This window comes from Kribbella sp. NPDC048915 (genome assembly GCF_040649595.1).
Classification (GTDB): Bacteria; Actinomycetota; Actinomycetes; order Propionibacteriales; family Kribbellaceae; genus Kribbella.
Genome location: NZ_JBEZFT010000075.1, coordinates 1 through 19415, shown reverse-complemented (window position 1 = coordinate 19415; position 19415 = coordinate 1). Strand labels below are relative to the sequence as shown.

Annotated in this window: 16 protein-coding genes; 2 read left to right on the top strand and 14 right to left on the bottom strand. The window is 68.2% G+C overall.

The window, feature by feature from the left end; translation table 11 throughout:
• Positions 1 to 37 precede the first annotated feature (37 nt).
• Genes AB0B82_RS28265 through ddaH form a run of 6 tightly spaced genes read right to left on the bottom strand, consistent with a single transcriptional unit; the run spans position 38 to position 5425 of the window.
• Positions 38 to 1300, bottom strand: a complete 1263-nt coding sequence (locus AB0B82_RS28265; RefSeq protein ID WP_360174960.1) for an amino acid permease — start codon at positions 1298 to 1300, stop codon at positions 38 to 40.
• A gap of 27 nt (positions 1301 to 1327) precedes the next feature.
• On the bottom strand, positions 1328 to 2335 hold the full coding sequence (locus AB0B82_RS28260; RefSeq protein WP_360174957.1) for an asparagine synthetase A: 1008 nt from the start codon (positions 2333 to 2335) through the stop codon (positions 1328 to 1330).
• Entirely contained in the window at positions 2280 to 3701 is a 1422-nt protein-coding gene (locus AB0B82_RS28255) for a methylaspartate mutase (protein ID WP_360174954.1), read from the bottom strand. The genes AB0B82_RS28260 and AB0B82_RS28255 overlap by 56 nt, the downstream gene beginning before the upstream one ends.
• Complete coding sequence (locus AB0B82_RS28250; RefSeq protein WP_360174951.1) at positions 3698 to 4150, bottom strand: cobalamin-dependent protein; 453 nt, start codon at positions 4148 to 4150, stop codon at positions 3698 to 3700. Before AB0B82_RS28250 ends, AB0B82_RS28255 begins: the two co-directional genes overlap by 4 nt.
• A gap of 58 nt (positions 4151 to 4208) precedes the next feature.
• Positions 4209 to 4547, bottom strand: coding sequence for a hypothetical protein (locus AB0B82_RS28245; protein ID WP_360174948.1), 339 nt, complete (start codon positions 4545 to 4547; stop codon positions 4209 to 4211).
• A complete protein-coding gene (gene ddaH, locus AB0B82_RS28240) occupies positions 4547 to 5425 on the bottom strand; it encodes a dimethylargininase (RefSeq protein ID WP_360174945.1) in 879 nt (292 codons plus the stop codon). Before ddaH ends, AB0B82_RS28245 begins: the two co-directional genes overlap by 1 nt.
• A gap of 129 nt (positions 5426 to 5554) precedes the next feature.
• On the opposite strand from ddaH, the gene AB0B82_RS28235 reads away from it, so the two are divergent.
• Positions 5555 to 6973, top strand: a complete 1419-nt coding sequence (locus AB0B82_RS28235) for a hypothetical protein (protein WP_360174942.1) — start codon at positions 5555 to 5557, stop codon at positions 6971 to 6973.
• 65 nt (positions 6974 to 7038) lie between these two features.
• Here the strand turns inward: AB0B82_RS28235 and AB0B82_RS28230 are convergent, their stop codons facing one another.
• Complete coding sequence (locus AB0B82_RS28230) at positions 7039 to 8325, bottom strand: MFS transporter (protein WP_360174939.1); 1287 nt, start codon at positions 8323 to 8325, stop codon at positions 7039 to 7041.
• Positions 8326 to 8524: 199 nt separating this feature from the next.
• Between AB0B82_RS28230 and AB0B82_RS28225 the strand changes: the two genes are divergently transcribed.
• Entirely contained in the window at positions 8525 to 9766 is a 1242-nt protein-coding gene (locus AB0B82_RS28225; protein ID WP_360174936.1) for a cytochrome P450, read from the top strand.
• Between the two features lie 62 nt (positions 9767 to 9828).
• On the opposite strand, the gene AB0B82_RS28220 is transcribed toward AB0B82_RS28225, so the two are convergent.
• From AB0B82_RS28220 to AB0B82_RS28190, 7 genes are read right to left on the bottom strand one after another with little or no spacing between them, the layout of a single operon-like run.
• Complete coding sequence (locus AB0B82_RS28220; protein ID WP_360174933.1) at positions 9829 to 11610, bottom strand: ABC transporter substrate-binding protein; 1782 nt, start codon at positions 11608 to 11610, stop codon at positions 9829 to 9831.
• A 24-nt stretch (positions 11611 to 11634) separates the two neighbouring features.
• Positions 11635 to 12924: an ATP-grasp domain-containing protein gene (locus AB0B82_RS28215; RefSeq protein WP_360174930.1), complete on the bottom strand. Its 1290-nt coding sequence runs from the start codon at positions 12922 to 12924 to the stop codon at positions 11635 to 11637.
• 6 nt (positions 12925 to 12930) lie between these two features.
• Entirely contained in the window at positions 12931 to 14064 is a 1134-nt protein-coding gene (locus tag AB0B82_RS28210; RefSeq protein WP_360174928.1) for an FAD-dependent oxidoreductase, read from the bottom strand.
• A 6-nt stretch (positions 14065 to 14070) separates the two neighbouring features.
• Positions 14071 to 15699, bottom strand: coding sequence for a class I tRNA ligase family protein (locus AB0B82_RS28205; protein WP_360174925.1), 1629 nt, complete (start codon positions 15697 to 15699; stop codon positions 14071 to 14073).
• Positions 15696 to 16163 (bottom strand): cupin domain-containing protein, encoded by a 468-nt coding sequence (locus AB0B82_RS28200; protein WP_360174923.1) that lies wholly within the window; start codon positions 16161 to 16163, stop codon positions 15696 to 15698. The genes AB0B82_RS28205 and AB0B82_RS28200 overlap by 4 nt, the downstream gene beginning before the upstream one ends.
• A 2-nt stretch (positions 16164 to 16165) precedes the next feature.
• Positions 16166 to 17701, bottom strand: a complete 1536-nt coding sequence (locus AB0B82_RS28195; RefSeq protein WP_360174920.1) for a PqqD family protein — start codon at positions 17699 to 17701, stop codon at positions 16166 to 16168.
• Between the two features lie 36 nt (positions 17702 to 17737).
• Complete coding sequence (locus AB0B82_RS28190; RefSeq protein WP_360174917.1) at positions 17738 to 19069, bottom strand: SidA/IucD/PvdA family monooxygenase; 1332 nt, start codon at positions 19067 to 19069, stop codon at positions 17738 to 17740.
• Between the last annotated feature and the right edge of the window lie 346 nt (positions 19070 to 19415).

Genomic DNA, 19415 nt, shown 5'->3' with positions numbered 1-19415 from the left:
GGAAGAGGCGACGCCGGTGCGGCGAAAATACGCCGTCTCAGCGCCGCGACCTGGTGAGGCGGAGGTAGCCCAGCGCGGCCACGGTGACGAGCAGTGGCCAGAGCAGGTAGACGCCGGCCATCAACAGCAGTACGACGACCGCGCCCTGGGCAACGAGTGCCGCGAATCGTGCGCCGCTGCGGCGCGGCAGCAGCTTGACCGCGGCGGCGACGCCCACCGCGTACACGGTGACGAACAGGCCGGTGGTGAGCAGGACGAGGGATTGCGGCTCGACTCCTGCCACGACCACGATCACCGCGGTCGTCATCGACATTGCGCTGAGTACGGCGATACTCCGGCGCGGTACGACCCCGGCCGAGCTCCCGCGGGCCAGCCACACGGGCAGTGCGCCGTCGCGAGCCAGTGCGGCGCCGAGCTTGGCCGCGCCCGCGTAGTACGCGTTCATGGCACCGAAGGTGAGCAGCAACGCCGCCGCCGCGGCCAGAATGCGGGCATTGCCGCCGAGCCCGATGGCGAGCAGATCGCCGAGTGGTGCGGCGGTCTGGCCGGCCCGCGGCCCCAGGACGGTGATCGTGGCGAACGCGACGCTGAGGTAGATCACGCTGATGATGATCACCGCGAACGCCGTGGCCCGGGGTACGTCGCGCTCCGGCCGGCGGAACTCGGCCGTCAGATAAGTGACGGTTTCCCAGCCGACGAAGCTCCACACCAGCAGCGCGGCGGCCGGACCGATCGCCTGCCAGCCGTTCGGCGCGAACGGCTGCAGGTTGGACAGGTCCGCGTGCGGCAGCGACAGCGCGACCGCGAGAACGAGGAAGACCGTGAGCAACCCGGCCAGCGCCATCTGGACCCGTCCGGTCACCTGGATCCCGAACGCGTTCGCGGCCGGTACGACGATCAGCAGCGCGACCATCGTGATCAGGATCGTGCTCTCGCCGCCGCCCACCGCGCCTTCGACGTACCCGCCCGCCCACAACGCCGCGGCCGGACCGCCGACCGGAACGGACAGGTAGAAACACCAGCCGACGATCGCGGCGGCGCGCTCACCGAACGCCAGTCGCGCGTACGTCGCAATACCGCCGGAATCGGGGTAGCGGGCACCGAGCGCGGCGAAGGTCGCGGCGAGCGGAGCGGACACCACCGCGAGGCCCACCCAGGCGAGCAGCGAGGCCGGGCCCGCGACATCGGCCGCGAGCGCCGGCAGCGCGATCACGCCGGTCGCCAGCACGGCGCCGATGTACAACGCCGTCCCTTGACCGAGACTGAGCGAGCTGGCCGGGGCCGACGTGGTTTCTGCCATGGGCGCTATCTTCGCCGGAACCGGCGATCACGGCGAGGCGACGCCGGGCACCTTCGGGAACGCGCTCGCCTGCCAGACCGCGTCGAGCCCCGCGACGTACCGGGTGAACCGTTCGAGGCCGAGGCCGAAACCCGCGCTGGGCGGTACGCCGTCCTTCAGCATCTGCAGGTACCACGCGTACTTCGCCGGGTTCTCCGCGGTTTCGCGCATCCGGGAGATGATGGTCGCGTAGTCCTGCTCCCGTTCGCTGCCGCTGCACAACTCGCCGTACCCCTCGGCGGCGATCAGGTCGAAGTTCCGCAGCATGCCGGGCAGTTCCTGGTTCTCCCGGTCGTAGAAGCCGCGCGACCCCTTCGGGTAGTCGGTGACGAAGAACGGCCGGCTGGCCTTGGCCGACAGCTTCGCCTCGCCCTCCCAGTCGAGTTCGGCGTCCGGACTCTGGTCGTGGCCCATGGCCCGCAGGTCCGCGACCGCGTCGGCGTGCGTACGCCGCCGGAACGGCTCGGCCAGCAACTCGGTGAACTCCGACGTGTCCCGGCCGAGCGACTCGAACTCGTCGGGCAGTTCGTCGACGACCCGCTGGACGACGTGCCGGACCAGGCCCTCGGCGACCGTCATCGCGTCGTCCCTGGTCGCGTTCGCGATCTCGATATCGATCTGGTGGAACTCCGCCAGGTGCCTGCTGGTCGACGCGGTCTCCAGCGGTTCCAGCCGGATGTTCGGCGCGATGAAGAAGATCTTGTCGAACGACGTCAGAACGGCCTGCTTGTAAAGGATCGCGCTCGTCATCAGCTTGTAGCGATGGCCGTAGTAGTCCACGTCGACCTGCTTGGCGCCGCGGGCGCCCGGGTCGGTGACCGGTCCGATCACCGGCGGCAGCAGTTCGATGAATCCGTTGCCGGTCAGGTACTCGCGGGCCGCGGTGAGCATCCGGTGCTGGATCCGCAGCACCGAGCGGGTGGTGGGTGCGGTGAGGTGCTCACGCGGACTGACTGGCAGCCGGGCTTCGGTCTCCGGGATCCGGGTCTCGGTCATCTCCTGTGCTCCCTGGTGAATCGCCCGCGCGGGGCGGTGCGGTGGGTATCGAACGATGGACCAGCGGTCGGGTCGGGTACTCGGCCTGGTACTCCTGCTCAAGGCTGGCGTTGTCGTAGGTGCGCTCGACGTACGACAGCGAGGCGAGTAGCCCGGCTGCGGTCAGGCCGGCCGGGTTCGACGGCCCGACGATTCCGCGGATCGGCATCGAGCCGACGGACGACCACTGCAGGCGGCCGGTGCCGTCCAGGTAGCTGCGGGCCTTTCCGGCGTTGTCGGGGTGCAGGCAGTACGGCACGTCGAGGTACCCACGCCGGAACGCGGTGGCGAGCGCGGTGCCGAGATCCGGACTGAGGTCGAGAACTGCTTCGATCAAGGCACTCGCCTCGGCGTGGATTCCGCTGTCGGCACCGTCGCCGGCAATCGTCAGGCACTGTTCGGCCGCCAGCGCGGCGGTCTCGAGCGCGGCCACATTCTCCGCGAACGTCGGAATTCGGTAGCCCTCGGCAACTGTTTTCACGATCAGCCGTGCGGCCCCGGTCCGTACGGCGAGGCGCGCGGCCTCCTCGAGCAACCGGGACGCGCCGTCGGGGGTCCGCGGGTAGACGCCCATGTAGGTGTAGACGACGATGTGCCACTCGACGTCCGGCAGCCAGCGCGCCGCCAGCCGACGGAGCGCGAGTACCGCCTCGACGTCCTGCTCCGGATTGGTCTGCTGGGCATAGCTCAACGAGACGCTGCGGATCCCGTGCTGGCGGAAGAACAGGCACTCGAGCACGCTCAACGCGACCAGCAGACCGGGCGGACAGAGCTGTCCCATCATGCAGCCGCCGAAGCTTTCGACGTGCGGCTCGGCTCCGATCGTCCTGGCCTCCGCCAGCAGATCGCAGCTGCGCGCCCAATTCGGGATCGACTCCGCGAGCGGCATTCGGCTGTACGGCAAGCAGTACGACACCGGGCCGCCCTCGGTCGCGTGCAGTCCGGCCTCGATCAGCGCGGCGACGATCGGCTCCGGACACGGTGAGCCGTGCCGGACCTGGACGGGGAAGTCAGGGCCCGCAACGCCGTCCAGCACGGATCGGGTGACGGCGGGCGTGTGCGCGACGATGGGGTAGCCGTTCAGCTCGATGCCGTCGGCCAGCGCCGCCTGCGCGTTGCGGTTGTCGCCCATGCGCGTGTAGCTGTCGAGGGTGATCGTCCCGACCGTGGTGGCCGCTGCGTCCCTGGTGGCCAGGAGACCGGCGCGCATCGCGGACGGGTCGCTGACACCCATCCGCGGTTGGACGACGAGCCGCCCGGCCTGCTGTGCCCGGGCGACGAAGGCACCGAACGAGCCGGTGCTGACGTCGCTGGTAGGCCCGGTCACGAAGCCCGGCCAACGGCGAGCTGGGCGACGTACGACCGGAACGCGGTGAGCCCGGTGCCGTCCTCGAAGACCGCGCCGTAACCCGCGGCGATCAGCTGGGCCCGGCTGCGCTCGCACCCGGGCCCGGAGATCCCGAGCTTGCCGCCGATCACCATCGGGGTGCCGGCCAGCTCGGCGTGATCGCGGACCTGCCGGATCAGCCGTAGGCCGTCGTGGAAGCCGTGCCCGTTGACGGTGCTGACCACGATCAGGTCGGGCCGCAGCCGCAGGCATTCGGAGACCATCAGGTCGTCGGGAACACAGGCGCCGAGGTTGCGGACCTGATGGCCGAGTTCCTCGAGCAGCAACTGCAGGACGACCAGATTCCAGGTGTGCGAGTCCGACGACACGCTGGTCAGCACGACGGACAAGCCGTCGACGCTGATCTCCTTGCCTGCGGCGTGATCCATGACGACCAGAGCGGCTGTCGATCCCTCCCTGATACATCGCGCCGATCAGCGGTGGTGATCAGGGCGGGCCGAGCTCTTCCAGCAATGACACACCGGTCTCGGCGGTCGGCCGGTACCGCTGCCACCTTTCGTGCAAGCGGATCCGGCCGTCGGGCAGCAGCTCCGGTGTGCTTTCGCAGTGGCCGACCACGAGGACGCCGTCGGCCAGCACCATCGTGTAGCTGAACTCCAGCGTGTCGTCCGGGCGGCACACTCCGGTCAGCGCGCCCCGCCGTACCCGGCCGCCGGTGAAGTCCGCCCAGAGCAGGTCGCCACGCTGCCGGTACGCCGCGATCGTCGGCTCACCGTCCTCGTGGTGGTCCGCGGGAGAGAACCGCTTGCCGTCGTAGTTGATCATCAGCCACCTGCCGAATCGTGGAGTTCCAAGGTGCAGCACTTCACGCCGCCGCCGGCCCGCAGCAGTTCGGAGACGTCCATGCCGATCGGTTCGAAGCCGGCTTCCCGGAGCTTCGCCATCAGGTGTGTCGCGCCGGCGGGCATCACCACGTGGCGGCCGTCGGAGACGGCGTTCAGGCCGAACACCGCGGCGTCGTCGGCGGTCGCGATGATCGCGGACGGGAAGAGTTCGCGCAGGATCGCCTGACTGCCGGCGGTGAACGCGCCCGGGTAGTACATCACCGTGTCCTCGTCGAGTACGGCCAGCGCGGTGTCGAGGTGGTAGTACCGGTCGTCGACGAGCGTCAGCCCGATCACCGGGCGGTCGAAGTACTGCTCGCTCTCCAGGTGCGCGCGCCGGTCGGTACGGAACCCGCTGCCGGCCAGCAACCAGCGCCCGGCGGTCAGGTAGTCGCCTTCACCTTCGTTCGCGGTCTCCGCCTGGCGTACTTGCAGACCGCGGCTCGCGAACCATTCGAGGTACGACGCCGACTCGGCATCCCGCTCCTCGTGCCGAAAACGGGCCACCAGCGCACGGTCGCCCCACACCGTGGCGCCGTTCGCCGCGAACACCATGTCCGGCAGCCCCGGGACCGGCGGGATCAGGTCGACCGTGTGGCCGAGGGACACCAGTTGATCGTGGATCCGTTGCCACTGAGCCGCCGCGATCGGCTGGTCGGTCGGCTTGGCCGGATTCATCCACGGGTTGATCGAGTAGGTCACGTCGAAGTAGGTCGGCGGGCACATCAGGTAGCGGCGGTGGGTGCTGCGCCGGGTCACGACGGGCTGCGGGCGGCCGGCGGTGCTGGTAACAGGGCCGGCGTCGGAGATCAGGTTCATGCCGACAAGAGCGTGCCGGTGCGGCGCTCAGATACCACCGGACCGCGATGTATTTCCGCACGCCGTCGGCGGCCTCTGACCGAGCAGGAGCGCTCTGATTCCCGCGTCGAACCCCCGGAGGTCCCGATCATGCAGACCGGCTTGAGCCGAGCTGAACTCACCGCACAGTACCTGGACGAGATCAAGCGACGCGGGATCTCCGCCGCCGAACTCGTCAGCACCCAACCCGAATCCGTCGGCCTGCAGTCCTTCTACGGCGGGCGGTACCTGCCGCGGCCGGTGTTCCTCGGTGCCGAGGAATGCGCGCAGCTCGCGAACGACATCCTGACCATGCACGCCGCGCTGACCAGCCTGCCCGACAAGCTGTACGGCGGCGACCTGGCCGCGTTCGGCCGCGCTGTCGGACTCACCGACGTCCAGGTGTCCGCCGTACTGCGCAGTCGCGGAACAACCGTGACGAAGCAGAGCCGGGCCGACCTGTACATGGACGAGTCCGGGTTCAAGCTGCTCGAGTTCAACATGGGCAGCGCGCTCGGCGGCATCGACCAGTCCGACATGGCACGGGCACTGCTGGACCAGCCGGTGCTGGCGGAGTTCGCGCAGACCCATCGGCTCGCGTACGTGGACACGATGCGCGAGCAGGTCAACAACATGTTCGTCGAGTGCGGTTTCGAGTACGGCTCGCGCCCGGTGCTCGCGACCATCGACTGGCCGAGCAGCTTCGAGACGCTCGAGCCGTACATGCACCACTTCGCAACCAGGCTGCACGAGATGGGCGTCGATGCCCACGTCGGCCACATCGGCCAGCTGGAGGTCCGCGACGGCGGTGTGTATCTGGGTGACCTGAAGATCGACATCATCCAGCGGCTGTTCATGCTGCAGGACCTGCTCGAGGACCCGGACGCCCACGCGCTGATGGATCCGATCCTGGACGCCGCCGCGCGCGGTGAGGTCAAGATCTTCACGCCGATGGACTCCGAGATGTTCGCCAGCAAGGCCGCGCTGGCGATGCTGTCCGACGAGGAGAACCGGCAGTACTTCGACTCCGAGACGCTGACCAGCCTGGACCGGATCCTGCCCTGGACGCGGATGGTGCGGACCGGACCGGTGACGTTGGAGGACGGCAGCCGGGTCGAGCTGCTCGACTACGTACTCAGCCACCAGGAGGACCTGGTGCTGAAGCCGACGTCCCGGCACAGCGGTGAGGGTGTGCTGCTCGGCTGGCGGGAGGACACCAGCGCGGAGCTGTGGGAGGAGCGGGTCCGCGAAGCCCTGGACGAGCCGTGGATCGTCCAGCGCCGGATCCGTCCGGTGCCCGAGCTGTTCCCGATGCCCGGTGGTGGTGACCCGGTGCCGTGGATCGTCAACTGGGGCGTGTTCACCGTAGTCAACGGGTACGGCGGTGTGTTCACCCGCGCCGCGACGGTCGAGTCCGACCTCGAGGTGATCCGGTTGTTCGCCGGGGCGTCCGCGGGCTGCTGCTTCCACGTGCTGCCGGAGGACTCCGACGCCGAGCCGGGCAAGGCACTGCCGGTCCGCAGGGGCTGACAACCGGAACAAAGCAACGGCGCGGCGCCCGAGTTGGGCACCGCGCCGTTCGGTTGTACCGGATGTCAGGTCGCTGCTTCAGGGCTCGCGGTGTCCTGTGCCGCAGGGGTTTCGGCCGGCTGCTCTTCGGGGCGGCGCATCCCGATCCGGGCGCAGACCGCGGACAGCACGGCGACGCCGGCGGCCCACAACCAGAACGTCTGGCCGACGTGCTCCCACAGCCAAACGCCGACCGCGGGACCGACCGCGTTACCGAGGCCGAAGACGCTCAGCATCGCGCCGGAGTAGCGGCCACGCAGGTGCGGCGGCGCGACCATGCCCGGGTACGCGAACGTGGTCGGTGCGCCGATGATCTCCGACATCGTCCAGATCAGCGTGCCGACAATGAGCAGCACCGGAATCAGCGCGATCGCGTAGATGCCGTACCCGACGGCGACCAGGCCGAACCCGGCGATCGCGGTCAGCCGCAGCGGCCATGTCTGCACGTACTTCGTCGCCGGCACCTCGAACACGGCCACGACGATCGCGTTGGCGGAGACGACCAGGCTGTACCACCACAGGCTGTGTCCCTCGTTCACGATTGCCAGCGGCAGCACCGCGATGTACTGGCAGTACACGATCGTCACCAGGAACACCGCGGCCAGGTAGAAGTCGTACCGCCAGTCGGCGAGCACCGCGCGGTAGCCCTGCTTGGGTTCGGCGGGCTTCGCCTCAGCTGCCTCTTCGGGCGCCGCCTTGCCGGGCAGGAACCGCCAGGCGATCGCGCTGTAGATCACCGCGGCGAAGGCCTCCGCCCAGAACAGCAGGTCGTACGAGATCGACACCAGCGCGACACCGACGATCGGGGTGACCGCCGTACCGAGGTTGATGGCCAGCCGGTACATCGCCATCGTCATCACGAGCTGGCCGGGCTTGGTGAGCTCGGCGAGCATCGCCTGCGCGGCCGGCCGGTTCAGTTGGCTCACCGTGCTGACCGTGAGCACCGCCAGCAGGATCACCCAGTAGACGTTGATGTACAGGATGGAGACGATCAGCGCGGCCGATCCGAGCATGCTGATCAGCGTCGCGGCCCGGGCACTCAGCCGGTCGGTCAGCCAGCCGCCGACGAACGACCCGAGCACGTGGCCGGCGCCGTACACACCGAGGGCGAATCCGGCCTGGCCGGCCGTGAAGCCCTTGTGCGTCATGAACAGCACCAGGAAGATCTGCAGGAACGCGCCGAGCCGGTTGACGAAGACGCCGAACAGCAACGCCTTCGACGTGATCGACGTCTGGCGCCAGGTCGCGATGGCACCGAGTCCTGCACCTGGCTGCGCGGCCGAATCCGGATCGCGGTCGACTTCTTCGCTCATCAGTTGCTCCACCCCTCTGGGCATCAGGCAGTCGGTGCTGAACGCTACCGCTCGCGAGCCCGGATCGACAGTCCCCAAAGGCAAGAAAACAAGGCGTATCAGAGCATTGCCCCGATTGCCTCTGATGAATGACGGCGACGCGTAGCGGAGCGCACGTGCGCCCCTGTCGACATGCCTTGAAGCCAGGAGGATCTGACCTATGACAACCGAACTGACGGAGGCCCTCCCGCGGATCCCGGACGACTTCATGCAGAGGCCGTACGAGATCCTCGAGCCGTACCGCAAGGCCGGCCGCGTGCACCACGTGATCTTCCCGCACGGGGCCGACGTCTGGCTCGTCACCCGGTACGCCGACGTCCGGCTGCTGCTCCAGGACCCGCGGGTGAGCAAGGACGGCCGCCGGATGAACGAGATGTTCGCCCGGCACACCGGCACCTACGTGGAGGACGAGAAGCCCGACGTCGGGTTCGACGACGAGCTGTCGCAGCACATGCTGAACAGCGACCCGCCGCGGCACACCCGGCTGCGGTCGCTGGTCAGCAAGGCGTTCACGCTGCGCCGGATGGAGGCGTTCCGGCCGCGGATCGAGCAGCTGGTCGACGACTACCTGAGCAAGCTCGAGGGCCGCGACGACGTCGACCTGGTCGGCGAGTTCGCGCAGCCGCTGCCGATCGTGATCATCTGCGACGTGCTCGGCATCCCGTTCGAGGACCGTGAACAGTTCCAGCAGTGGGCGGTCGAACTGGTCGGCGCCGGACACCCGGCCGAGGTCGTCGAGAAGGCCTCCGAGAACGTGATCGCGTACGGCCGGCGGATCATCGAAATGAAGCGCAAGAACCCGGCCGAGGACATGGTCAGCGCGATGATCGAGGGTTCGCCCGAGGGCGACCGGCTGACCGACGACGAACTGGTCGCGATGATCTTCCTCTACACCGTGGCCGGCCACATCACCTCGCAGCACACGTTGTCGAACGCGATCCTGAGCCTGCTCACGCACCCCGACGCGATGGCCCGGCTGCGCTCGGACATGTCGATCATGGGGCACGCGATCGACGAGCTGATGCGGTACGACGGCGGCGTCGGCGTGGCGACGTTCCGGTTCACCGCCGAGGACATCCAGATCGGCGACACCGTCATCCCGAAGGACAACATCCTCGCGTTGTCGATCCTGTCGGCGCATCGCGACGACGAGCAGTACCCGGACGCGAACAAGCTCGACCTGGACCGCCGGCCGAAGGGTGTGCTCGGCTTCGGTCACGGGCCGCACTTCTGCATCGGTCAGCCGCTGGCGAAGATGCAGACCAACATCGCGCTGACGCGATTGCTGGAGCGGTTCCCGGACCTGCGGCTGACGGCCGACCCGACGTTCCTGGAGTGGGAGCCGAGCACGCTGCTGCGCGGCATGCACCACCTGCCGGCGGCGACGATCCCGCCGCGGTGACCTCCCCTGAAAGGACACTGCCCCAGCCGTCGCGGCTGGGGCAGTGTTTTTCGTTGCGGGCTTTACTCCTCGACGTAGTACCAGTCCTCGGGCGTGATCAGGCCGTACGGGTTGATCGGCTCGACGCCGCGCAGGTTCTTCGCGACCTCGAACATCCGGTTCGGGAAGCCCGGCGACCAGATCGCCGGGACCTGCTCGGCGAGGTAGTCCTGGTAGTCGTAGAGCGCCTGCGGGTCGTCGCTGTGCACGGTTCGGTCGATCAGCTCGTCGGCCTTCGGGTCGCTGTAGTCGCCGAAGTTGCTGCCGCCGCCGGTGCGGAAGATCATCTCGCCGGTGAGGTGCCCGTAGTAGGACCAGCCGCCGTTCCAGGTGTTGATCTCCCACAGCCGCTTGCTCGCGACGTTCGGGCTGTGGTCCTCGGCGACCATCACCGAGCCGTACACCGGCTCCAGCTTCAGCTCGATCCCGGCCTTCGCGGCGTCATCCCTGAACATCTCGAGCAGCCGGGTCAGCGCGACCTTGCCTTCGACGTACCGGATCGTGAATGACAGCCGGTCGCCGATCTCGACGCCCTCGCCGGAGCAGCCGTCGACCTCACCAGGTTGAACGCATCCGGCCGGCAAGGTGCTGGTGTCCCAGCCGTGTGCCTCGAGCAGCTTGCGGGCCGCGTCGGGATCGAACGGCATCGGGTTGTCCCGCTGCTTCGGCGAGACGTACGGGTTCGCCGGCGACGGCGGGATCGGGCCGTCCATGCGGTACGCGTTGCCGTGGTAGATCTCCTGGATCGCGCGGTCCTGGTCCAGGCACATCTGCAGCGCCTGCCGGACGTACGCGTGCTTGTAGATCGCCGCCGCGGTGCTGTCGTTGTCGAAGTTGAACGGCATGTAGCGCACCACGAACAGGTCCTGCGCGACCAGCCGGTACTTGTCCGCGAGTTCGTCGTCGTCGAGGTCCATCCCGGGCGGCAGGTACCCGATCTGGATCCCGTCCGGCGTGTCCGGCCCGGCCAGCAACCGCTCGTACATCAGCTCGTCGGTGTCGTTCTGCACCTGACGGAACTGGTCGAGGTGCGGCTTGTTCGGGCCGGAGTACTTCTCGTTCGGGACGAAGGTGACGACGCCGTCGAGCGTGTAGCTCTTCAGCCGCCACGGGCCGTTCACGACACTCCAGACCGGGCTGCCGGCCCAGCCGCCGCGGAAGTGGTTCGCCTCGATCGTCCACTCGCCGTTCTCCGAGACCAGGTAGTCGTAGACGGCCGGGATGTCGGCGGTGTCGTACGACGCCCGCGCCGGGCCGTCCGCCGTACGGTCCCAGGCCTTCGGCATCGGCGTGATCAACGACAGCTGGTTCATCTCGACCCAGGTCTTGGAGTACACGTCGTCGAACGTGAACCGGACCTTGTCCTCGGCAACCTTCTCGTACGACGCGAGGTTGTCCGGGAAGTAGCCCGGGACGTAGTAGCCGAGCCGATCGCCCTTCACGGCCATCATGTTGACCCAGAACATCACGTTGTCGGCGCAGATCGGCTCGCCGTTCGACCACTCCCAGGGCTTCAGCGTGACCGTGACGCTCAGCCCGTCGTCGCTCCACTCCGGCGGGTACGCCAGGCTGAGGTCCGGGTTCACCTCCGGGCGGCCCTCGTACCCGAGCCAGTAGAGCGGGCGGTACATCAGCACCTGGAACTCGTACAGGTTGCGGATGCCGATCCGTTCCCGCGGGGTGAACGGGAAGATGGCAGCCGGTGGGAAGCCCGGGTTGCAGGCCCAGGTGACGGTGCCGCCCTTGATCGGCCGCCCGCCCTCGGACGGCTGGTCGGAGGGTTGCTCGGTCAGCACAGTGGACATCCAGGTCACCTCTCGTCAGTGGGATCAGGCCGTCAGCCGGGGAGCCGGCGGTGTCGTGGGAAGTGCGTGCGGCGCGGTCAGCCGGACGTCGATCTGCCCGGCGAACTCGTACGCCGTCCGGATCGCCTCGTCGAACGTCGCGCCGCTGGTGCAGAGGAAGCCGAGGATGTTGTTGCCGTCCGGCGGCCGCTTGATCAGGTCACCGGGTTGCGCGGTGATCTTGAGGAAGAACACCCGGTCGGACTCGGCCACCGCGGACGGCACGGTGATCTGCTCGATCCGGCCTGGTCCGCTGATCAGGCAGGTGCCGGCCAGGTGCACCCCGGTCGGCTTGTAGTGCTGGACCTCGGGCTTGATGCCGGCCGCGACGGCCATGGTCGCGCGAATCGGGCAGTACCCGGTGCTGAGCCGCGCGAAGTAGTCGAGACCCCCGCCGCCCGGCCGGACCGCGATCTCGAGCAGATGCGGTACGCCGCGGTGGAAGCGGACTTCGGCGTGCATCACGCTGCGCCGTAGTCCCTGAGCATGCGCGGCGGCTGTCACCACTTGGTGAACTTTGGCGAGCTGGTCCGCGTCGAGGGTGGTGGGTGCGCGGTGCGCGTCGTCGTCGAACGTGTTGCCCTCGATCGTGATCCGGTCGACGATCGAGCCGAGGTACACCTCGTCGTCCCAGGCGAGCGCCTCGATCTGCATCTCGCGGCCGTCGAGGAAGGATTCGACCAGCAGCCCGTACGGCCCGGGATCCAGGCCCTCGGCCTCCATCCGCCACCAGGACATGCCTTCCATTCCCGCGACTGCCTGCGCAAAGCGGGTCCGCAGCTCGTCGGGGGTGTCGACCTTGAACACGAAGTTGCTCGCGGCACCCAACGTCGGTTTCAGGATGACCGGGTAGCCGAACTCGTCGGCCGTTTGCAGAGCGCTCGGCAGGTCGTTGGCGAGCCGGAAACGCGGTGTCGGCGCGCCGCCACGCTGCTGCGCTTCCCGCATCAGCAGTTTGTTCCGGCTGATCCGCGCCGCTTCCAGACCGACACCGGGCAGGCCGAGCGCCGCTGCCACTGCGGCCACGGTCAGTACGCCGGACTCGGAGAAGGTGAGAACACCGTGGAACTGCTCCTGTGCGTGCCACTCGCGGGCGGCAGCGATGATGTCGTCGATGTGCCGGGAGCCGGCGACCCGGTAGCGATCGGCCGGCCAGTAGTCCGGCTCACCGAGCCCGTTGAGCACGAACAGCGTGCCGCCGAACTCCTCGATCTGGTGGTAGCGGGACTGGTAGTAGCGGCCGTTCTGAACGGCCTCGAGTGCGAGCAGCTTCACGGATCTCTACTCCTTACCGGCCCGCACGGGGGCCGTGCCGCTGATGATGCGTGGCGTGTCGATCGCTGCGATGCCGCTTGGCCGCGGCGTCCTGCCGAGGGCGTGGTCGGCGATCGTGCGGGCGATCTGCGGAGCGAACTTGAAGGACATGCCGCCGCACGCCGCATACGTCCAGACGGCACCGTTCGACAGCAGCAACGGGCCGTCGTTCGTCCGGTCGGCCAGGTAGTAGCCGTCGACGCAACCGATCACCGCGGCCGGATCGAAGTCCGGTAGTACCTCGGCGAACAATCTCTCGAGGTGCTCGCGCCAACGGGCCGGTGTGGTGCGGTCGGTCATTTCGTCGACCGGTCGGCAGGCACTGGCTGCGCTGAGTCGCAGTGGCGCGTCGGAGTGCGCCGGTTTCGGCATCATCCACGCGTCCTTCGCCGGTCCGAGCCCCAGCACCGCGGGCAGGCCGGCCCATCCGTCCGGGCGGTAGGACAGCAAGCTCTGGCGCCACAGCGTCAACTCGTCGGCGATTGTCGGCGGAACCAATGCCCGCGACCACGGACCGGCTGCTACGACGACTCGGTCCGCGGACAAGCTGGTGCCGTCGTCGAAATGAACGCCTTCGTTGGTGACGTCAACGACTCGGCGGTGCGGATGCAGTCGGACCTGTGGCCGCGTCCCCAACCAGTGAGCCACTGCGGCGAGTGCCTGATCGGCGAGGACAACGCCGGCGGTGGCTTCGAGTACGGCGCCGGAGCCTTCTGGGAAGCGGATCTTCGGATAGCGCGCGGCGAGCTCGGTCGGGGACAGAGCCCAGGCCCGCGCGCCGATTGCCGTGAGCAGGGTGAGGGCGGCGGAAAGGTCTTGCTGCGGCATCGCCGTGAGCGCGCCAACCGGGTGGTAGAAGCGGGAGCCGACCAGGCTCTCGACCTCCAGCCATCCGGTGTGCGCGCCCGCGGCCGCGAAGGTCAGCGCGGGCTCACCGCGATGCAGAGCCCGAACCACCCGGAGCCGGTCGTGGGAAGTGGCCGTCGGTGACGGGATCGGACCGGCATCGACGAGATCGACCTGGCTCACTCCGGTCGCGCGAACGCATTCGACAGCAGTGAGCAGGCCGATCACACCACTCCCGACCACGGCGATGCGCATCGGGCATCACCCGGCAGCAGCGAGCAGCGGAGGTGCGAACGCGGTGACCTCGGTCAGGTCGAAGGCTCCGGCGACCAGCGGTCCGGCCTCCGGCAGCTCGTCGAAGACACCGGCGCCGCGGGCCGCGTCGACCAGATCGATCAGCAGCGGCGAGGCCAGCGCGAGCAGGGCCTTCACCTGGCAGAACAGGTCACCCCACGCCTCGGGCTCGTCCTCCGGCGAGGTGCCGTCGAGCTTGACCGCCAGCCGTCGCAACCGGTCGATCTGGATCAGCACGGTGTCGGCCGAACGGTTCAGGTTGAACGTCGGCATCTCGTACCCGAGGTCGAACCGGTCGAGCATCAACTGCACCCGCTGCCGTCCGCCGGCCGAGACCGGGAGCTTGGCGTCGCCACCGGCGTTCGCCACCGCCTTGGCGAGGATGCCGGCCAGCTGGTTCCACGGACCGACGAGACGTTCCTCGGCCATCTTGTCCAGACCCGTCCGGCTGAAGGTGGACCGCTGGTACTCCGGGGCGGTGAGCGCGAGGTACAACCGGGCAACGTCGCGCGGCACCTCCTCCAGCAGCTCCTGCGGCGTCAGCACATGGCCTTTGCTGGTGGAGAACTTCGAGCTCTCCAGCTCGTAGAACTCGTTGTTGATGATCGACTCCGGCCACACGTACTTGTCGCCGTGCGCCATCAGCATCGCGATGTGCGGCAGGCAGAAGTAGTACGCGTTGTCGAAGCCCAGGAAGTGCACGATGCGGAGGTTCTCCGACCGGCGCCACAGTTCGCCCGGCACCGTGTCCCGGCCGAGTTTCGCGGCGGCGTACGACGTGGTGAACATGCCGGCCGGGATCAGTTCGAGCCACGCGTTCAGGACCTGCCCCGGGACCTCCGGGAACTGCGGGTCGATACCCCACTTCAGCGGGAAGGTGATCGGGATGTCCTGCAACGGGCGGGACAGCAGCTCGGCGAGCATCTGCCGGATGTGCGGACGGCGATGCTCGGCCAGCCGGTCGTGGTACTCGGTCAGCTGCTCGCGGTACTCCTCGAGCGGCAGCACCATGATGGTGGCCTCGCGGTACGTGAGCTTGTCGTCCGGGTTGATCGTCGAGTGCGGATCGATCAGCTGGTCGAAGTTGTTCGGGTGGCAGCACGTCTCGCACAGTCCGCCGCGGCTGGTCGTCAGGCAGACCGGGCAGTCGCCCTCGATCAGTCCCTCGACCATGAACTCGCCGGTGCGTTCCAGGTAGGGCAGCCGGACGGTCTTCAGCCGGAACACCCCGGCCGCGTGCAGCGCCCCGAAGTACTGCAGCACGGTCGCGCGGTACGTCTGGTCGAACGGTCCGAACCCGTCGATCGAGATGCCGATCGCGCTCAGCGCCTCCTGGATCAGCGCGGTCGAGCGTTTGCACAGCTCCTCGGGGGTGATGCCTTCGCGGCCCGCGGACGCCACGACGTACGTCTGGCTGTCGTCGGTCTCGGACGTGAAGATGACCTTGCGGCCGCGGGCCCGCTGGTACCGGGCATAGACGTCGCCGGCCAGGTACGGGCCCGCGATGTGGCCGAGGTGCATCCCGCCGTTCGGCGTCGGGTTCGGTCCGAGGACCAGGACGGGACGGTCGTCGTCGGACGGCAGCAGTCGGGTCATCGCGTGGCTCCTACTCGCTCGGCGGTTTCGACGGCCTCGGCGGCCTGGGCATTCTGGTCGGCCTTGGCGGCGGCCTCGGTGGCGAGTCGCTCGGTCTCCGAACCGGCGTACTCGGCCAGGAAACGGTGGGACATCTCCGGGTCCCACCAGATGCTGCAGAACACGAAGTCCTCGTCGGTGAGGTTGTGCACGCGGTGCAGCTGCCCGGGCGTGAAGTAGGTGACGTCGCCCGCGCGGAACGGCTGCCGCTCGCCGCCGCACTCCACGACGCACTCGCCGGACACCGCGACGAAGATCTCCTGCTCGTGATGCGTGTGCAGCTTCGACACGGTCCCGGCCCGGCAGACCGCGTAGCTGAGTTCGAAGGGCGCGTTCAGGATCGCCCACGGCTGCAGGCGTTGCGTGTCCACGCCGTACTCGTGCAGCAGGTTGTCGCGATCCAGCCTGGAGATGTGTACGACCATGGCTACCGTCCCGAAATCTGTTCGAAGGTGTCCGGACCGTCCTTGGAATGCCGGGTCTCGATGACCGCCTTGTGCGGATCGCCGGCGAGAATCAGGTCGATCACCGGGGTTGTTTCCTTGCTTTGCGCTGATTTGCTGTGAGCGGGCCGGCTGTAGAGCACCCGGAGCTGGCTCGGGGTGAGTCCGCTGATCCGCTCCAGCTCGCTCTCGAGCTCAGCGTCGTTTCGTGTGCCGGCGAGGAGCGCGTGGATGTCGGCGAGCCGCGCCGTGAGGTGTGGATGCTCGCGCTCGAAGAACCGGTCGAGCCCTTCGCCTTGGCCGACGAAAGGGGAGTACGTCATGCAGACGAGCTGTTCGTCGGTGAGCCCGAAGGTCTTCAGTGCGTACTCGTCGGCGGCCTGCCGCATCCGGAGCGGGGCGTCCGCGCTCGCGTACCGGACGCGCATCATCTCGACGAGTTCCTCCGGGATGTCCTTCTTGCGCATCAGGTTGAGCGCGAACGAGACATACTCCGTCAGGCCCTCGTCGTACGACCGGTCGAACACGTGCTCCGCCTTGAGCCCCCGCAGATGCGCCATCAGCGCCGGGTTCGCACAGTCGGACTCGGTGAAACTGAACGCGAGATCGTCGAACTGGAACCCGAGGAACCCGGTCAGCAGGTCGAAGTGATCACCCGCCCGGTACGCCGTCTCGCCGTACACCGTGAAGAACTTCAGCCGATCCGGTACGGCGCTGTTCACCCGGCGCTCGGTGATCGCCGCGGGGTCCGCGCCGTGGATGTCGGCGAAGTACGCCTGCGAGATGTCGTCGAGCTGCCCGAGGATGCGGCCGAAGCCGTTGCTGTTCCTCTTGTCCGGTGTGGGTTGTGGCGTGCCTTGGGTGCGCAGCCGTCTGGCGAGGCGGCCGACCCAGAACGTGTATTGGTGCTGCTCCTGCGGCGAGTCGCCGGTGATCAGTACGTCGGCGCCCTCGCCGTACGACGCGGCGAGTCCGAACGCATTGAAGACACTGAGGTTGCAGGAGTTGCAGAACGTCGGCCGGCCGTCGGCGAACGTGCGGTGGCCGGTCATCAGAATGTCGATCCGGTTGCGCCGAATGACGTGCTCGCGCTGCGGCGAGGCGACGTCGAACTCGCTGATTTCGTCACCGTCCACGAGCAGCAGTTCGCAGTCCGGGTCGTCGTACAGCCCGAGCGCGTGGTACTCGCGGTCGATGTTCTCCATCACCGCCCGCGGCATCCCCGGATGCCGGTTGGTCGCCACCCGCATCCGGAAGGTGCGGCCGTGCACCCGGTCCAGGATCAGCTGCATCGCCCGCACGAACGCGAGCATGTACGCGCTGTCCTTGCCGCCGCCGAACGCGACCAGGACCAGGTTCCGCTCGAGCTCCGGCCGGTGCGGCAGCTCGGCCAGCAGTTGTCCGCTGCACCGCAGCGCCTCGCCCATGATGCCGGGCGGCATCGCCGCACGCAGACCTGCGAACGTCCGGTCCCGGGCCGCTGCGACGCCGGGCGGACGATCCAGTTCGAGTGTTGTCATCCGGTTCTCCTCGCGGGCTGGGGCTGTTCCCACCCGTTAGAGCCCGGCCGGCGCGTTCGCTGATACAGCCGCCGGGGTGCGTTCGCGATGGGCGACGATGTCCCGGCAGATTTCCTCCGACCGTTGGGCCAGGACGCTCAGCAGCGTGTCGGAGATGCCGTGCGTCTCCTCGTTGACGCCCTGCAGGTAGCAGGCCGCTTCGCTGTCGCGTCCCAGGTCGAGGCGGTACTGCCGCGTGACGTCGATGCTCGCCAGCTCGAGGTCGCGCGCCAGATCACGCACGAGCCGCGGCATCCGGGTGTCGAACCCGGTGCCGAGGAACACCAGATCCCGGCGCAGCTCGGTGATCGCACCGGTTCGCCGATCGGTCAGCTCCAGCACGACCTCGTCGTCGTCCATGTGTGCCGCCGTGATGTCGACCATCGTGATCAGCCGCCGGTCGGTCCGGTCCTCGAAGCGGTCCAGGTACAGGTCGGCGTACAGGTGCTCGAGCATCGGCGGCGTGACGACCGAGTAGTTCGTCCGGTACAGCTCGCTGAGGATCTGCGCCCGCGCTTCCGGCTTCGCCGCATAGAACTCGTCGACGAAACCCGGGTGGTACATCTCGTTGGTGAACTTGCTGGACTGGTCCGAGCTCAGCCCGATCGACCGCATCAGCCAGGTGATGTCACTGTCCCGCAGTTCGTCCCGCAACGCCCGGAACATCTCGGCTGCGCTTTGCGAGCTCCCGACGACAGCCACGCGATACGGCAGTTCGCCCGACAGTTCGGCCACGCGGTGCCGGAACTGGGTGCTGTGGACGACGCGTTCCGCGGGGAGTTCGGCGAATTCGGGCGGGACATTGGGCTCGCGACTTCCGCCGTACACCAGATAGCGGCTGGTGATCGTCGTACCGTCCGCCAGCGTCGTGATCCACCCCGTGACCTGGTTGTTCTCGTCGCGTCGCGGCCGGATCGCCCGGCACTCACACGACAGCTGGATCCGCACCTTGGTCAGCGAGTCGGCGACCCAGCGCAGGTACGCGGCGAACTCCACGCGGTACGGCGTGAACGTGCTCATGTTGACGAACTCGTCCAGGCGCCCGGTCTCGAACAAGTGATTCAGAAACGAGAACCTGCTGCACGGATCCCGCTGCGTCACCAGATCCTTCAGGAACGACACCTGGCTGGTGGCCCACGGCATCAACATCCCCGGCTGCCACTCGATCGACGCATTCCGATCGATCACCAAGGTGCTGGCCGCGATCTCCGGCGCCAACTCCTCCAACGCCACCGCCAACCCGAGGTTCGACGGCCCGGCCCCGATTGCCAGCACCTCCACAGTCCGGTTTGCCGCCGTGTCGCCACCGACATCCCCATGCACCGTCATCCGCGCCACCCTCCGTCTCGAGTCCTCACCACCCTTCGAGAGCCGCATCAAGGCGCCCACTGATACACCGCACTCAGAGAACGCTCCGTGCGCGGCCGGCACAGCACCGTCGCAGCGGACCGGTCGGGCGGCAGTACCGGCCTGCGCGCTCCAGGGCCGGGCGGACCTGGGTGAGCAGGCCCTGTGGGTGGCGGGGTGGCATGGAGCCGGCGGCTTCGGCGATGCTGCGCCTCGCCGGTCCGGGCAGCTAGCCTCGGGATTTCACGTGGTTGGGGTTGTGTTCGGCGCGTAACGCACGGAAGTGCCTGTCTGGTGGGGGATTCTTGGCTTGTCGAAGGTCAAGTTC

Excerpts from the sequence above, each read along its gene's own strand:
- AB0B82_RS28265 (WP_360174960.1), bottom strand. The coding sequence starts at position 1,300 with ATGGCAGAAACCACGTCGGCCCCGGCCAGCTCGCTCAGTCTCGGTCAA.
- AB0B82_RS28260 (WP_360174957.1), bottom strand. The coding sequence starts at position 2,335 with ATGACCGAGACCCGGATCCCGGAGACCGAAGCCCGGCTGCCAGTCAGT.
- AB0B82_RS28250 (WP_360174951.1), bottom strand. The coding sequence starts at position 4,150 with ATGGATCACGCCGCAGGCAAGGAGATCAGCGTCGACGGCTTGTCCGTC.
- AB0B82_RS28245 (WP_360174948.1), bottom strand. The coding sequence starts at position 4,547 with ATGATCAACTACGACGGCAAGCGGTTCTCTCCCGCGGACCACCACGAG.
- ddaH (WP_360174945.1), bottom strand. The coding sequence starts at position 5,425 with ATGAACCTGATCTCCGACGCCGGCCCTGTTACCAGCACCGCCGGCCGC.
- AB0B82_RS28235 (WP_360174942.1), top strand. The coding sequence starts at position 5,555 with ATGCAGACCGGCTTGAGCCGAGCTGAACTCACCGCACAGTACCTGGAC.
- AB0B82_RS28230 (WP_360174939.1), bottom strand. The coding sequence starts at position 8,325 with ATGAGCGAAGAAGTCGACCGCGATCCGGATTCGGCCGCGCAGCCAGGT.
- AB0B82_RS28225 (WP_360174936.1), top strand. The coding sequence starts at position 8,525 with ATGACAACCGAACTGACGGAGGCCCTCCCGCGGATCCCGGACGACTTC.
- AB0B82_RS28220 (WP_360174933.1), bottom strand. The coding sequence starts at position 11,610 with ATGTCCACTGTGCTGACCGAGCAACCCTCCGACCAGCCGTCCGAGGGC.
- AB0B82_RS28210 (WP_360174928.1), bottom strand. The coding sequence starts at position 14,064 with ATGCGCATCGCCGTGGTCGGGAGTGGTGTGATCGGCCTGCTCACTGCT.
- AB0B82_RS28205 (WP_360174925.1), bottom strand. The coding sequence starts at position 15,699 with ATGACCCGACTGCTGCCGTCCGACGACGACCGTCCCGTCCTGGTCCTC.
- AB0B82_RS28200 (WP_360174923.1), bottom strand. The coding sequence starts at position 16,163 with ATGGTCGTACACATCTCCAGGCTGGATCGCGACAACCTGCTGCACGAG.
- AB0B82_RS28195 (WP_360174920.1), bottom strand. The coding sequence starts at position 17,701 with ATGACAACACTCGAACTGGATCGTCCGCCCGGCGTCGCAGCGGCCCGG.
- AB0B82_RS28190 (WP_360174917.1), bottom strand. The coding sequence starts at position 19,069 with ATGACGGTGCATGGGGATGTCGGTGGCGACACGGCGGCAAACCGGACT.